We start from the raw sequence: 14,600 nt of genomic DNA on the forward strand, positions 1-14,600 counted from the left end.
TCTTTTTTGTTTTTGTAAATTTGGTGTTTTTAAACGGGATTTTGAATAATTTGCATTTTTATTAGGATTGGATTTCATTATTTTAATTAAATTGCACTGATTTATGATTTATTTTGTTTTAAAAATAGAATCAGATTTAATACATTTATACAAAATATAAACAGGGATGAGTTACTATAAAGTTGATAATTTAGAGCAATATTTTAAGCATTACAATAAGTCGATTCGTGAACCAAGAAAATTTTGGGGAAAAATAGCAGAAGAAAATTTCACATGGTACCAACCATGGGATAAAGTCGTTGAATTTGATATGGCAGAAGCTGAAGTTCAATGGTTTGCCGGTGCTAAAGTAAATATGACTAAAAACTGTATTGACAGGCATTTAAATAAAAGAGGGGAGAAGACTGCCATCATTTTCGAACCTAACAATCCAGACGAAGAAGCATTACACATCACCTATAATGAATTACACCAACGCGTGTGTAAGATGGCTAATGTATTGCGTGAGCAAGGAATTAAAAAAGGAGATCGTGTTTGTATCTACTTACCAATGATTCCTGAATTAGCTGTATCTATTTTAGCTTGTGCCAGAATTGGAGCAATACACTCAGTTGTATTTGCAGGATTTTCATCTAAAGCTCTAGCTACCCGAATCAATGATAGTGATAGTAAAATGGTAATTACTTCTGATGGAGGTTTCCGCGGAAATAAAACAATTGAATTAAAAGAAATTGTTGATGATGCATTAGATAAAAGTCCATCTGTTAGTACTGTTTTAGTGGTGAAAAGAACCAACACTGCGGTTAACATGAAAGAAGGCAGAGACATTTGGTTACAACCTTTATTAGATGAAGCTTCAGATAATAGTGTTGCCGAAATAATGGATGCCGAAGATCCTTTGTTCATTCTTTACACTTCTGGTTCTACCGGGAATCCTAAAGGAATGGTGCATACTACAGCGGGTTATATGGTTTTTACAGCCTATACTTTCAAAAATGTTTTCAGCTATGAAGAGAATGATATTTTCTGGTGTACCGCCGATATTGGTTGGATAACAGGTCATTCTTATATTTTATACGGTCCATTGTTGAATGGGGCTACAACTGTAATATTCGAAGGCGTACCTTCTTACCCAGACCACAGTCGTTTTTGGGAAGTAATTGAAAAACATAAGGTGAGTCAATTTTATACGGCGCCAACTGCTATTAGAGCCTTGGCAAAAGAAAAATTGGAATACGTTCAAAAATATCCTTTAAAAAGTTTAAAAGTAATTGGATCAGTAGGAGAACCTATCAATGAAGAAGCCTGGCACTGGTTTAATGATCATGTAGGAGGTAAAAAATGTCCTGTAGTTGATACTTGGTGGCAAACTGAAACGGGAGGAATTATGATTTCGCCATTGGCTTTCATCACACCTACAAAACCTACTTATGCTACTTTTCCATTACCTGGAATCCAAGCGGTTTTGATGGATGATAAGAGAAATGAAATCGAAGGAAATCAAGTAGTAGGAAGTTTGTGTATTAAATTTCCTTGGCCAGGAATGGCTAGAACGATTTGGAATGATCACCAACGTTATAAGGATACTTATTTTTCTCAATATCCGGGTAAATATTTTACTGGAGACGGCGCTTTACGTGACGAAGTAGGTTATTACAGAATCACAGGTCGTGTGGATGATGTGATCATTGTTTCAGGTCATAATTTAGGTACGGCTCCAATTGAAGATGCTATTAATGAGCATCCTGCAGTTGCTGAAAGTGCTGTAGTAGGATTTCCACACGATGTAAAAGGGAAAGCTTTGTATGGTTATGTAATATTGAAAGAAACAGGTGAAATTAGAAATAAGGAAAACCTTTTTATCGAAATAAACCAACATATAACCGATCACGTAGGTCCAATTGCAAAATTAGATAAGATTCAATTTGTTTCAGGATTACCAAAAACGCGTTCAGGAAAAATTATGCGTAGAATCCTTAGGAAAATTGCCGAAGGTAATTTTACAGATTATGGTGACACGAGTACTTTATTGAATCCAGAGATTATTGAAGAGATTCAAAACGAAAAAAAATAACAAAAAACTATAAATATAAGTAACCAATTGGAAAAGCTGTTTCGTCATGAAGCAGCTTTTTTTTTATCAAAAAAGTTTTTTTTGAAAGAAATAGCCTAAATTAGTGATTCTATGGAAAAAGAGAAAGCGATACTAATTGTAGGTGGCGGATTAGCGGGACTTACCGCTGCTATTCATTTATCTAAAATTGGTTTGAAAGTTATTTTGATCGAAAAGAATGAATTCCCAAAACATAAGGTTTGTGGTGAATACATTTCAAATGAAGTGCTGTCGTATTTGAATTGGTTAGATGTAGATTGTGAAGATTTAAAACCAACGCACTTAACTAAATTTCAGTTTTCTTTTCTTGATGATAAAATCCTCGATAGTGATTTGCCTCTTGGAGGTTTTGGTGTCAGCAGGTATTTATTGGATGAATTTTTATGCAAAAAAGCAATAGAAAATGGATGCGAAATCATTCCCGATTCAGTTGAAAATATTTCTTTTTCAGAAAATCAATTTACCGTAACTACTGCAAAAAATGCTGTTTTAAAATCTGAAATTCTAATTGGAGCTTTTGGCAAACGGTCTAATATTGATCAAAAATTAGGTAGAGATTTTATTCATAAAAAAGCGCCATGGTTAGCGGTAAAAGCTCATTATTCAGGTGTTTTTCCAAATGATTTAGTTGGATTACATCATTTTAAAGGAGGCTATTGCGGTGTTTCTAAAGTGGAGAATGAAAGAATTAATATTTGTTACTTAGCCGATTACAAAACATTCAAACAGTACAAGAATATTGAAGAATATCAAATGAATGTAATTTCTAAAAATCCTCATTTAAAGTCGATTTTGGATAATTGCCTGCCGTTATTTGAAAAACCTTTAACGATAAGCCAAATTTCTTTTGATAAAAAAAAAGCGGTAGAAAATCATATTCTGATGATTGGTGATACCGCCGGATTAATTCATCCATTATGCGGAAACGGAATGGCCATGGCGATACATAGTGCAAAAATTGTATCGGAATTGATTGGGGAATATTTCAATCACAAAATTAAATCACGACTGGAATTAGAAACCAAATACCAAAATGAATGGAATCGTAATTTTAGTAACAGATTAAAAATGGGACGCTTGTTAGCTGCTGTTTTACAAAGGCAAAAGTTAGCGGCACTAATTATGCGTATAATAATCAAATTTCCTTTTTTACTGTCAATTATAATAAAACATACACACGGCAAACCCATTAATATCCATCCAAAATGTTAATCAGTACTAAATATAGAACAGAGAAGTCTGAAATCATGGATGATTTTACGTTGGAAGGGGAAATTTTGCGTGATGCATTGGATAAAATTGCCAAAATCAATCAACTTTTGGGAGGAAACAAGCTAACTTTACTAGGTGTCAAAACCTTATTAAAAAATGTTCCTATTGATACTGAAATTACAATTGTAGATATAGGTTGCGGCAATGGCGATATGTTGAGAACTCTGGCTGATTACGGTTTTCAAAACAATTTAAAATTAAAACTAATTGGTATCGATGCCAATAATTTCACCATAAATCATGCGATTCATTTATCAAAAAAGTATTCCAATATAAGCTATCGATGCGAGAATGTATTTGACGAAGCTTTTACTGAATTAAAATATGATATTGTGCTATCTACCTTGGTGTTGCATCATTTTAAAGAAGATGAAATTATTGAAATATTGACTGTTTTTTATACTAATGCATGTCTTGGGATTGTTATTAATGATTTACAAAGAAGCCCCATTGCGTATCGATTATTTCAGTTGTTGTGTTTTGTTTTCCGATTGAATTCAATGTCTAGGAAAGATGGATTAATTTCGATTTTAAGAGGTTTTAAAAAGGAAGATTTAATACGGTTTTCTAAAAAATTAGATTTTAAAAAATATACCATTCACTGGAAATGGGCTTTTCGTTACCAATGGATAATATCAAAAATATGAGTGTAAAAATACATACAGTTGCAAAACAACTGCCTAAATATTCAAGGACTACAGCCGAAATTATTCCGTTTTTGGATGCGTGGTTAGAAGGTCAGGAGGAACGTTTTATTCGGAAAGTAAAAAAAATATTTGAAGGTGCAGCAGTAGACAAACGTTATTCTGTTATGGATCCCATTGAAGTTTTTACCAATACTTCTTTTGAAGATAGAAATGATATTTACGTTCGTGAGGTGATTGATTTAGGTGAAAAAGTCTTAAAAAAAGCTTTGCTGAAGTCAAAATGGAAACCAGAAGATTTAGATTATATTATCACGGTAAGTTGTACCGGAATTATGATTCCGTCATTAGATGCTTATTTGATTAATAAGCTGCAATTAAGGCAGGATATTGTGCGGCTTCCTGTGACCGAAATGGGGTGCGCAGCAGGAATTTCGGGGATTATTTATGCTAAAAACTTCTTGCAGGCCAATCCTGGGAAACGTGCAGCAGTAATAGCTGTTGAAAGTCCAACGGCTACCTTTCAACTAGATGATTTTTCGATGGCCAATATTGTGAGTGCCGCTATATTTGGTGATGGTGCTGCCTGCGTTTTGCTTTCTTCACATGAAGACGATGACGGCCCGGAAATACTAGCCGAAGAAATGTATCATTTTTATGATAATGAACACATGATGGGTTTTAAACTGACTAATTCAGGCTTGCAAATGGTTTTGGATATCGAAGTTCCGGATACAATTATGGCTCATTTTCCAGCTATCATTCACCCATTTTTAGAGAAAAACAACTTGAAAATAGCAGACATTGATCATTTAATATTTCATCCCGGAGGAAAAAAGATAGTACAAACCGTTGAAGATTTATTTTCTGATTTAGGTAAAAATATAGACGATACTAAAGAAGTATTGCGTTTGTATGGGAATATGTCCAGTGCTACCGTTTTATATGTTTTAGAACGTTTTATGGATTCTAAACCTGAAAAAGGTTCTACAGGACTAATGCTGAGTTTTGGTCCCGGATTTTCGGCTCAACGGGTTTTATTGCGGTTTTAAAATAAAAATAGAACAATGACGAATCAAAATATTTTATCCAAATTACCGTATTCCAAGCCTTTTTTGTTTGTCGATGAAATCATTCGTATTGATGAAAATGGAGTGGAAGGCTGTTATACTTTTGATAAAAACCTAGATTTTTATAAAGGTCATTTTAAAGATAATCCCATTACTCCAGGTGTGATTTTGACCGAAGTCATGGCGCAAATAGGAGTAGTGTGTTTGGGTATATTTCTGTTAAATGATACACTTAATAATAATACCGCAATTGCTTTAACATCAACGGATATCGAATTTTTAAAAGCGGTTTGGCCAAATGAAAAAGTAACGGTAATTTCAGAAAAAATCTATTTTAGATTCGGGAAATTAAAATGCAAGGTGACGATGAAAAACGAAAAAGAGGAAGTTGTTTGCAGTGGAGAAATTGCAGGAATGATAACTTCTTAAATTTAGTTTTGGGAAACATTTAATTCAAATTCAGTAAAAATGGAAAAACGTGTCGTAATAACAGGATTAGGTATAGTAGCTCCAAATGGAGTAGGACTTGATGCATTTACAAACGCCATTAAAAATGGAATTTCTGGTGTTAAAAAAGATGCCGAGTTAGAACGATTACAGTTTTCTTGTCAAATCTCTGCTAAACCTGAAGTTTCGACTGAATTAGCATTGGGTTATTTTTCGGAATTAGAACTGAGAAATTTTAATTCTTCAGGGATTTTATATGGTGTTATTGCTGGAATGGATGCCTGGAAAGATGCCGGTTTATCGATAGAAAATAATGAAGAACCCGATTGGGATAGCGGAACTATTTTTGGAACAGGGACATCGGGAATTGATAAATTTCGCGAAAGCATTTATAAAATTGATGAATTACAAACGCGTAAATTAGGTAGCACTGCTGTAGCCCAAACCATGAACAGCGGAATTAGCGCTTATTTGGGTGGAAAATTAGGATTAGGAAACCAAGTGACAACTAATTCATCAGCCTGTACCACAGGAACCGAAAGTATCATGATAGCTTACGATCGTATTAAATCAGGACAAGCCAAACGGATTTTAGCAGGTAGTACCAGCGATTCCGGGCCTTATATTTGGGGCGGATTTGACGCAATGCGAGTGTGTACTTTTAAATACAATGAAACTCCGGAACAAGGATCCCGACCTATGAGTGCCAGTGCATCTGGATTTGTGCCCGGAAGTGGTGCAGGAGCAATGATTTTGGAAGATTTAGAAGCAGCTTTGGCGAGAGGTGCACGAATTTATGCTGAAGTCTTAGGCGGAAATATCAATTCAGGAGGACAGCGTGGATTAGGAACGATGACTGCGCCAAATCCAATTGCGGTACAAAAATGCATTACAGATGCTATTGAAAATGCTGGAATTAATGCAGATGAAATCGATGCCATAAACGGGCATTTAACGGCCACTTCAAAAGATAGTTTAGAAATACAAAATTGGAGTGAAGCTTTAGGTCGAAAGGGAAATAATTTTCCGTATATTAATTCCTTGAAATCCATGGTTGGTCATTGTTTATCGGGAGCGGGTAGTGTTGAAAGTGTTGCTACAGTGTTGCAATTGTATCAAGGATTTATTTTTCCAAATAGCAATTGTGAAGACTTGCATCCTGAAATAACTAATCTAATTGATGCGTCCAGAATTCCGCAACAATTGATTGAAACCGAATTGAATATTATTGCCAAAGCCAGTTTTGGTTTTGGAGATGTGAATGGATGTGTTATTTTTAAGAAATTTAAAAATTAAATAAAAACAAACTATGAATAAACAAGAAATAATAGAGCATTTAAAAGTAATTGTAAAACCGTATATCCAAGATCAGCTAGCCTTTGATTCATTAACGGAAGAAACTGATTTTATTAATGATTTAAAGATAAATTCGGCTAATCTGGTGGATGTAATTTTAGATATTGAAGAAAAATTCGATATCATAATTGACAACCAGGCGATGGAAAAAATGTTTAATGTTAAGGCTGCAATAGAAATTATTGAAACGCATTTATCTGAAAAATAAGTATGATAATTATAATTGTTGGATGTAATTAGTTTTTGATGATGATTTTGTCTGTTCGAGGTATTTTTAGATTTACCAATTTTCTTTTTTGCTTGATCAAAAAAGAAACAAAACCTTCCTCGTCGGTCAAATTAGTTTTCGAATTAGCTTCGCTCTGTTCGCCTTCGGCTCGAGTCTAAAAGAAAAGAACTCTCCGCCGCGGCGGATCAAACAGCTTTTCTTTTACGCATTCTTCAAACATTTGACACTCGACTGCGGAAGCTAAGGACAGTTGAAAATCGAAAACAACAGTATTTTGTTTTATAAATAATACAAATTATTGAATTAACTGTTTTGTAGCAAATTGAAAAAATGATAGGAAACGACATTGTAGATTTGGCTTTAGCCCAAAAAGAAAGCAACTGGAAGCGAAAAGGTTTTTTAGATAAAATATTTACCCAAGAGGAGCAATCGCTTGTCGCCAATGCCGAAAACCCTGAAGTTATGGTCTGGAATTTATGGTCTAGAAAAGAAGCAGCCTATAAAATTTACAATCGGGAAACGGGAATTCGGGGATATATTCCGTTGCAATTAGTTTGTTTTTACGAAAGTGAAACAACAGGAACGGTTTCTTGCAATGGACGCATTTATTATACAGAAACTATTGTTACAAATGATTTTGTGTACACTATAGCTGCAGTCAAAACAGATTTATTCAGTCAGATAAAAAAGATTAATTTGGATGAAAAAATCAGTAAAACAAATGGACTTCCTTTTATAATTGATGCTCAAACAACTATTTCAAATCCCGTTTCTATTACGCATCATGGGCATTTTTGGGAAGGAATAACACTATATATAAATCTACTTTAGTCCTAACTTAAATTTCAATTTTAAGAATAGTAAAGCAATTTTATATGCTTTTTCAGTAGTTGAATTTGTATGTGTTTTTTGAATTTTATAATAATCCGTAAGCTCTTCTAAAGACAATTCTTTATCATCGTTAATCTCATTTAATTTCCGATGCATGATATCAATATCTAAAGCTTCGTTGCGCAATTTTCCGCATTCTAATCTTTCTAAGGAGGCATTAATCATGGCAACATCAGATTGTATTTGATGCCCTACAAGGATTCCATTCCCTAAATATTCGATGAAAGTTTTTAAAGCTTCTGGTTCTGACAATTTGAGTAATCTACTTTCAATAATATATTCATTTGAAAGATGGTTGTCATGCATAAAACGATACTGTAGCAATATCGTTTCAAAACTATCTTTGATAGAAATAGAATCATTCACTACCGCAAAAGCACTAATAAAGGTAATGACATCTTTTTCAATTGAATCCCCAGTGGCTTCAGTTGATAAAATGACATATCGATTTGATTTTTTGCTGAATTTAGCTAAGTATTCTTTCCAAAATTCAGGATGTTCCTTATTGATATTTTTTAACCAGTCTAACATAAATCTATGAGAATTGGGTGAGTTGAAACTTATCTTTAATTAATTCTTCTAATTCTTTCATTGGAATCAGGGCATTCTTCAATTTTTCCCTGTCATTTTTCGAAAGTTCCTCTAAGTTAATATATTGTCCTGAATTTTCATTTTTTATACCTTCCAAAGTTCTGATTCTGGTTAAAAATAAATAGGCTTCGGCACAATTCAGATAAATTTCTGAATGTTTAGGATCGGCTATAGCCAGTTGCTTAAATCGGGTATAAGTATTGTTGATTCCTTTGATTTCATGACTCAAAGTAAAGAGTCTGGCACTATCAATTAAAGGCATCAACGCTCGGGTTTTAATGTCAAATTTGTCTTTATGGATTCCTTCTTCTTCAACTATAAATTTTTTGAAGAAACTTAAAGGAGAATTTTTTCTCAAAGCATCATTCCCCAGAAAATCAAAAAACAAATTATTGTTATAGGCATTTTCAGAAATAATATTATTGATAGCACTTTCAATTTTCAACTCTCCAATAACCAACTCACAATCAAAGAAAATACTACTTAAATTATCTGTATTTTCTCTTGTAGTATTCATCCAATTGTTATATTGTTTAATCCAGTCAGTCAAAGACTTACACCACAACATATTACTTGCCATGTGTCCGTTTGGACATAATCCGTAACCTATTTTTTCTAAGGTTGCGGTTGTCTTTTTCCCAAGCTTTAAAAAGTAATCTTTTACTTCAATATATTTATCCTGAGCAACATCTTCAAATACTAAAATACTATCTTGATCAGTTAATAAAAGTTGTTCTTTACGTCCTTGACTACCAATACTCAACCAGGCAAATCGAGCAGGAGGGGAGCCTAATTCTAAAATTGATAATTCAACAGCACGTTTTAAAACAGCAAAATTAATTTCACTGGCAATATTGGTAATATGTGTTAGTGGAATGTTTTTTTGAATCGAAGATTGAATTAAATTAGTCAATCGGGCGCGAATTTCTTTAAGCTCATTTGATGATAAAGAACGTTTTACTTCTTTGATCAATACACCTGGATTACTTGCTTGAGCAGCAATTAAATCGTGCTCAGAAATCACTCCTTTAATAGTTGATTTATCAGTTCCGTCAACGGTTACACATAAATGCGTAACATTGTTTTTAAGCATTAGTAATTGGGCTTCCGCCAAAGAAACATTTTCTAAAACAGTCACTACCGGAGAAGACATAATATTGCTTACCGGAATATTAATAGGATAGCGCCCTGTAGCAATTTTTGAAGCCAAATCAGCATGAGTTACAATTCCGATAGGGCCGCTTTTTTCAAAAATAATAACGTTATTCTTTAACGATTCAGCCATTAATTGGGCAACTTCCTGTGCGGTATTATCAGAAGTAGCTAATAAAGGGGTGGTGTTGTACGCTAAAGTTTGGAAAAACTGGGCTTCCGATTGTTTTTCAGAATAAAAACCGTCCGAAGCAATATTTCCTTCTGAGGAACGATCTTCAGGTAAATTACTGGCAAAATTTTCCAAAAGAAAGTTTAAAACCTCCGAATTATTTGCCAATAAAGGTTTGAAAACTGCAATAGGGATGGCATATACCAAACTTTCTTCTCTGGCTTTAGCAGTTGTTTTGTATTTATTTTTAGCAAAAAACGGACGCAATCCAAAAATAGTTCCTTCGTGGCATTTATTAATGACACTTTCTTCGGCGTCAGCAATTACTGATACGTTGACAACACCAGAAGCGACAACATAAAAACTGTCATGCAGTGTTTCGTTAATCTTGAATAAAGTTTGCTTTTTTTCTAAATTAATTACACGAATATTGTTAGCAATCTCAGCTAATTGATCTGATGTAAGCTGATTAAAAGGTGCGTAATTTTTTAAAAAATCGGCAATTTGTCCCGCAATTATATTCATGTTTTTTCGATAAAATAGTAAAACAAAATTAGTAAATAAATTAGTTACAATTTGTACTTATTAATTTTAATATAATAGATTTATTTAAATGAAACATTTTGCAATTTATTGTTAGAGAATCTGTTTTTTTTCGAAAAAAAGTTTTCATTTTAATAGATTGAAATTAGGAAACAATAGAAATAACTAGTTGTGTAATTGAAATAAACATAGTTTTAATAATCATTTAGATAGAATGAAAAATTATGAGAATTAAATGTTTTCAGAAGAAGTAGCCTTAATTAAATAAAAGTTCTATTTTACATAATATAAATTATAGTTCATTGCTTTACATAACTGATTCTAAAAGAGTTGATTATGGAAGCTAAAAAAATCCCTATTAATATACCGTTAACGGATTCGTTCAGTCTTAAGATACCTTTTCACTTATGTGAAGTCGTAGACTTACGTTTAACAAGCCAAACGGCTGTTTATTATGAATCTTTGGACGCTGTAGATTGCGAACTTTTTCCGCCAAAACCTCTAAAATTTGAAATCAACGGAATGACTATAAGAATCGGACTTTGTGAAATTCCGATTTTTGACAATGAAACTAAAGAAAAGAATCAAACGAAATTCATTAACCTTACAGTTTCTTCTAAGTTACTCAAGTACAGGTATTTTGAGGGGATAAACAAAAATAACATCGAAATACTCTATAAAGAATTTTTAGATTTTAAGGTCTTTACTTGCAGTTTTGAAACGTTCTTAAGCGGGTATATTTCAGACGTTGATATTTGTATTAATCGCTATTCAAATTCACCGCAATGTTTTGAAGATGCTTTACACGTATTAACGGCTCAATGTGGCAATAAGCAAAAACATCTACATTTTGTAAGCCAACCAAACAATTTAGGATTGGCATTTAATAAGCGTGATTATGCTAAACCCTCAATCCCATTTATAAAATTCTATCATAAAGAATTCGAACTTATTTCTAAATCAGCAGAATTTTACAACTTTTATCTTTTCCCTCAGTATTACCACGCTATTAAAAACCTTACGAGAATTGAGGTAACTATAAAAAACTACGCTCACAAAGAGAGACTTAAAAAGTTTGGGGTCTGCCCGCAATTTAAAACCTTAGAGGAATATTTACAGATTTCCCAAAAGGATCTGTACAATGTTGTAATTTTTTCTATAAACTCCTATATCGAGAATAAAGCAAGGCAAAAAGCCCCCAATTTAAGCCCTACAGACCACCTTATTTACGAGTTAATCCAAAATTGCGTTTTCAAAGGCTATGACTATAAAGCATTGCTTCCTATAGTGGATTCCTTTAAAGGTGCAAACGCTCAGTCTACAGAAGTCGCAAAATCCCGAATGAGAAAAAAAGTAAAAGAACTTTTTGACTTATTGATTCATAAAGACGTAAAAATTCAGAGCGAAGTACGTCACAACGCCCACGTATTAGAATATTTAAACTTTATAAATTTTAAATTATGAAAAAACAACACTTTTTAAATCACTACTACAGACTGTTAACAGTGCATCAAAAAATCAATTTAAAAGCCTTTTTTATAAAGAATTTGAGCTTTAATTACGCAATATCCGAATTTGAATTTTTGTGTATAACTGAGCCTTAAAAAGGCTAAAAAACTAAATTATCAAGTCACGGAAAAAGCCGACCTATGATAGTCGGCTTTTCTTAACAAATATGTTAATTTACTCTTACAAAATGAACTCACAAATTCCTACAAAAACAGACCCCCCTCCGACCCCTGACTTTCGAGAGAAGTTCACGGAGTATAAGCTACAGACTTCTAAAGAAATTTTAGTATTGAAAGTAGAAAGTTTTGAAGCTGCAATACGTCCCAAAGGCGAAAATTATTCGAGAGACAATAAAAGAATACATAATCAATTATCAATTTTTTAATTGGGGCGGTAATCCCTACAATCCCGCCCCGCTAAAATCAATACCAATGCAAATAACAGAAATGAAACCTACAACCGCACTAGATGCAAAAATGATTCAAAGCTTATTAGAAAACATTACTTACAGAACGGCACAGTACTATTTGACTGATATTAAAAAACAATATAATACAAAGTGTGTGCTATACTGTCATTTTAAAAATTATTTTAACATAATTTAACACAAAATACGTAAAACTACGCAAAACTACGCCAAACCGCAAAATTCACTTTTTGCGGTTTTTTTATTGCCAAAATTTGTCACAGATAAAATTATTAATTCATTTAAAAAACATTATGGCACAAATTTATAATGCTACAAACAAGACTAAATCGGATGTAATAGAAGTCTCTAAAGGCTTTGCACATTTAGCAATTGGTACTGATGGTGCGTTAACTGACATTACAACGGAAACAATCACTTTGTACGTTGAAAGAAAAGGAGACACAGCAGACATCGCAAGAGAAATGCTCTTAATCGATTTCATCGCTTTAGGTACAGAGGGTCAGGATGCAATTGTTTCAATGGGTACTTTGAAATGTGTTGCTTGTTGCGACTTAACCGTAAACGGTGGTAACGTCAAATTAGGCGAAAACGAAAAAATCAAAGTTCAGTTGACCAATTTGAAAACGGCAAAAACGTATCAAATGAACACAATTGAAAGTTCTTTCGAAGATTCAGAGTTGCAAGATTACACACGTAAAACTATGGCTTCTGAAACCCTTAACCAAGATTTTGATGTAAGAGGTCACGACCTTTTAAGCTTGCAAAAAGATGATTCTATTACAGAAATCAACTTTACTTATGACAACGGACACGTTGCCAAAATGGATGCTTTCGAAGCGGAACTTTTCCACAAGACACTTGACCCAGTTGTAGCAATCAACGAGGCGGGAGTTGTTCAATCAGGTTTCCCTACAAGATTAGTTTTCCTTTTGACAGGAATTACAAACGTAAACATTAGAAAATCGGCAGGGGTATTATTGAATTTCTCAACGAGAATCAACGCAGACGATGCCCTATTGTATAACGTAAAACGCTAGAAAATGGGTTTAAAAATCTCAAAATTCCTTAAGAAAAACGTCAATTTTAAAAGTGCTGTAAAATTGGCGGGAACTATTGTTCCGGGAGTGGGTGGCTCAATCATCCAAGGGCTTCAAGCCTCAGCCGAAGGAAAAAAACAAGCTAGAGACCAAGCCGCTCAAGAACAGGCAAACCAAATGGCTCAAGATGTTGGCGCACAAATCGGAAGCTATGGCGGTACGGTTGCAGGAAATGTTATCCAAGGAGCAACTAAAAAGATACTTGCAGGGGCTTCAAACGGCGTAAACCAAGCTTCTGGAATGGTTGGCGCACAGGTGGTAGATAATACCATTAAAGAGTGGTTCACTAAGCATAAATCTATCGTTTTAGGTGTTTTAGGCTCTGTAGTATTGTTCTTTGTGTTTTTCAGAAAAGCTGGTAATCATTCAAGACGCAGACGATAATGGTAAATACTGTCTTAACTGCATCGTCAGGAATTGGGGCTGTTGAACTGGTGGAACAAATTCCGCCAGTTAGCCCAAAAATCGAAGTAATTAAATTAATCATTCAGCTTGCAATTGGTGTTGTAGCCTTGCTAAGACTGAGAAAACCAAAACAGCAATAGATGGACTTATTCGACGGAAACGGCAAAAAAATTGGTTACACAGACAAGAACGGAAAAACCGTTTTGTTTAGCAACAACCAAAGTACTTCAACTTCATCAGGTCAAAAGAAAACTTACGAAAGTAAGTCTCACGCAGAATTACAAACAGTGATTCCAAAGGCTGACCAAAAGAAATTCGACCCATTCCATACCATTTGGGCTTGGAAAACTACAAAGAGATTCGGGCTTATTTCAGTGAACGCACGTAAGCAATTAGATCAAAAAAATCTTGACGGCTCACACGTTAAAGATGGTTTCGAAAAGTGGGTTATCAAATTGAAAACAGCCACAGACAGCCAAACTATTTTTGGCATGTATTCAGTGAGAAAAGGATGTTTGTTTTTTGATATGGGTACAACAAAATGTTGTGTAAACCACAAGAAAGGATTTTTCTCATTCATTCAACCCGATTTCGTAACCAATAAAAATAAGCGTAAATAATGAAAAACGTAACTTCTATAATTTCGGTAGTAAAAATGCTCGCTAAGTATGGGGCTTAC

At 33.8% G+C, this 14,600-nt stretch carries 15 protein-coding genes; 13 read left to right on the top strand and 2 right to left on the bottom strand.

All coding sequences use genetic code 11. From position 1 onward, the window contains the following. The first annotated feature begins 166 nt into the window (after nt 1-166). The 8 genes from acs to GTZ96_RS08820 all read left to right on the top strand — a co-directional run bounded on the left by acs (nt 167) and on the right by GTZ96_RS08820 (nt 7,962). Nucleotides 167-2,074 (top strand): acetate--CoA ligase, encoded by a 1,908-nt coding sequence (gene acs / locus GTZ96_RS08785; protein WP_161643194.1) that lies wholly within the window; start codon nt 167-169, stop codon nt 2,072-2,074. 111 nt (nt 2,075-2,185) lie between these two features. Further along, the gene (locus GTZ96_RS08790; RefSeq protein WP_161643196.1) at nt 2,186-3,325 is read left to right on the top strand and encodes an NAD(P)/FAD-dependent oxidoreductase; all 1,140 of its coding nucleotides are present in this window, start codon (nt 2,186-2,188) and stop codon (nt 3,323-3,325) included. After that, nucleotides 3,319-4,032 (top strand): methyltransferase domain-containing protein, encoded by a 714-nt coding sequence (locus GTZ96_RS08795; RefSeq protein WP_161643198.1) that lies wholly within the window; start codon nt 3,319-3,321, stop codon nt 4,030-4,032. Before GTZ96_RS08790 ends, GTZ96_RS08795 begins: the two co-directional genes overlap by 7 nt. Then, the gene (locus GTZ96_RS08800; RefSeq protein WP_161643200.1) at nt 4,029-5,081 is read left to right on the top strand and encodes a type III polyketide synthase; all 1,053 of its coding nucleotides are present in this window, start codon (nt 4,029-4,031) and stop codon (nt 5,079-5,081) included. Before GTZ96_RS08795 ends, GTZ96_RS08800 begins: the two co-directional genes overlap by 4 nt. 15 nt (nt 5,082-5,096) lie before the next feature. Then, entirely contained in the window at nt 5,097-5,528 is a 432-nt protein-coding gene (locus GTZ96_RS08805) for a 3-hydroxyacyl-ACP dehydratase FabZ family protein (RefSeq protein WP_161643202.1), read from the top strand. 39 nt (nt 5,529-5,567) lie between these two features. Continuing rightward, nucleotides 5,568-6,842: a beta-ketoacyl-[acyl-carrier-protein] synthase family protein gene (locus GTZ96_RS08810; RefSeq protein ID WP_161643204.1), complete on the top strand. Its 1,275-nt coding sequence runs from the start codon at nt 5,568-5,570 to the stop codon at nt 6,840-6,842. Nucleotides 6,843-6,855: 13 nt separating this feature from the next. Continuing rightward, nucleotides 6,856-7,110, top strand: coding sequence for an acyl carrier protein (locus GTZ96_RS08815; RefSeq protein ID WP_161643206.1), 255 nt, complete (start codon nt 6,856-6,858; stop codon nt 7,108-7,110). Between the two features lie 351 nt (nt 7,111-7,461). Beyond that, entirely contained in the window at nt 7,462-7,962 is a 501-nt protein-coding gene (locus GTZ96_RS08820) for a 4'-phosphopantetheinyl transferase family protein (RefSeq protein WP_161643208.1), read from the top strand. On the opposite strand, the gene GTZ96_RS08825 is transcribed toward GTZ96_RS08820, so the two are convergent. Next, entirely contained in the window at nt 7,954-8,553 is a 600-nt protein-coding gene (locus GTZ96_RS08825) for a 3'-5' exonuclease (protein WP_161643210.1), read from the bottom strand. The genes GTZ96_RS08820 and GTZ96_RS08825 overlap by 9 nt on opposite strands. Nucleotides 8,554-8,557: 4 nt before the next feature. Continuing rightward, on the bottom strand, nt 8,558-10,462 hold the full coding sequence (locus GTZ96_RS08830) for a DUF294 nucleotidyltransferase-like domain-containing protein (RefSeq protein WP_161643212.1): 1,905 nt from the start codon (nt 10,460-10,462) through the stop codon (nt 8,558-8,560). A gap of 354 nt (nt 10,463-10,816) precedes the next feature. Here GTZ96_RS08830 and GTZ96_RS08835 point away from each other — a divergent pair, with 354 nt between their 5' ends. From GTZ96_RS08835 to GTZ96_RS08855, 5 genes are all read left to right on the top strand, one after another. Continuing rightward, a complete protein-coding gene (locus GTZ96_RS08835) occupies nt 10,817-11,944 on the top strand; it encodes a hypothetical protein (protein WP_161643214.1) in 1,128 nt (375 codons plus the stop codon). Between the two features lie 765 nt (nt 11,945-12,709). Then, nucleotides 12,710-13,456, top strand: a complete 747-nt coding sequence (locus GTZ96_RS08840) for a hypothetical protein (RefSeq protein WP_161643216.1) — start codon at nt 12,710-12,712, stop codon at nt 13,454-13,456. Between the two features lie 63 nt (nt 13,457-13,519). Next, complete coding sequence (locus GTZ96_RS08845; RefSeq protein WP_181033164.1) at nt 13,520-13,900, top strand: hypothetical protein; 381 nt, start codon at nt 13,520-13,522, stop codon at nt 13,898-13,900. Beyond that, nucleotides 13,900-14,061, top strand: a complete 162-nt coding sequence (locus tag GTZ96_RS08850; RefSeq protein WP_161643220.1) for a hypothetical protein — start codon at nt 13,900-13,902, stop codon at nt 14,059-14,061. Before GTZ96_RS08845 ends, GTZ96_RS08850 begins: the two co-directional genes overlap by 1 nt. Then, nucleotides 14,062-14,541, top strand: coding sequence for a hypothetical protein (locus tag GTZ96_RS08855; protein WP_161643222.1), 480 nt, complete (start codon nt 14,062-14,064; stop codon nt 14,539-14,541). The last annotated feature ends 59 nt before the right edge of the window (nt 14,542-14,600 follow it).

It is taken from the genome of Flavobacterium undicola, assembly GCF_009909155.2.
In the GTDB taxonomy this organism is placed as follows: domain Bacteria; phylum Bacteroidota; class Bacteroidia; order Flavobacteriales; family Flavobacteriaceae; genus Flavobacterium; species Flavobacterium undicola.

Coding starts and splice junctions, on each gene's coding strand:
- GTZ96_RS08855 (WP_161643222.1), top strand. CDS start 14,062: ATGGACTTATTCGACGGAAACGGCAAAAAAATTGGTTACACAGACAAG.
- GTZ96_RS08790 (WP_161643196.1), top strand. CDS start 2,186: ATGGAAAAAGAGAAAGCGATACTAATTGTAGGTGGCGGATTAGCGGGA.
- GTZ96_RS08825 (WP_161643210.1), bottom strand. CDS start 8,553: ATGTTAGACTGGTTAAAAAATATCAATAAGGAACATCCTGAATTTTGG.
- GTZ96_RS08850 (WP_161643220.1), top strand. CDS start 13,900: ATGGTAAATACTGTCTTAACTGCATCGTCAGGAATTGGGGCTGTTGAA.
- GTZ96_RS08795 (WP_161643198.1), top strand. CDS start 3,319: ATGTTAATCAGTACTAAATATAGAACAGAGAAGTCTGAAATCATGGAT.
- GTZ96_RS08800 (WP_161643200.1), top strand. CDS start 4,029: ATGAGTGTAAAAATACATACAGTTGCAAAACAACTGCCTAAATATTCA.
- GTZ96_RS08810 (WP_161643204.1), top strand. CDS start 5,568: ATGGAAAAACGTGTCGTAATAACAGGATTAGGTATAGTAGCTCCAAAT.
- GTZ96_RS08815 (WP_161643206.1), top strand. CDS start 6,856: ATGAATAAACAAGAAATAATAGAGCATTTAAAAGTAATTGTAAAACCG.
- GTZ96_RS08805 (WP_161643202.1), top strand. CDS start 5,097: ATGACGAATCAAAATATTTTATCCAAATTACCGTATTCCAAGCCTTTT.
- acs (WP_161643194.1), top strand. CDS start 167: ATGAGTTACTATAAAGTTGATAATTTAGAGCAATATTTTAAGCATTAC.
- GTZ96_RS08830 (WP_161643212.1), bottom strand. CDS start 10,462: ATGAATATAATTGCGGGACAAATTGCCGATTTTTTAAAAAATTACGCA.
- GTZ96_RS08840 (WP_161643216.1), top strand. CDS start 12,710: ATGGCACAAATTTATAATGCTACAAACAAGACTAAATCGGATGTAATA.
- GTZ96_RS08820 (WP_161643208.1), top strand. CDS start 7,462: ATGATAGGAAACGACATTGTAGATTTGGCTTTAGCCCAAAAAGAAAGC.
- GTZ96_RS08835 (WP_161643214.1), top strand. CDS start 10,817: ATGGAAGCTAAAAAAATCCCTATTAATATACCGTTAACGGATTCGTTC.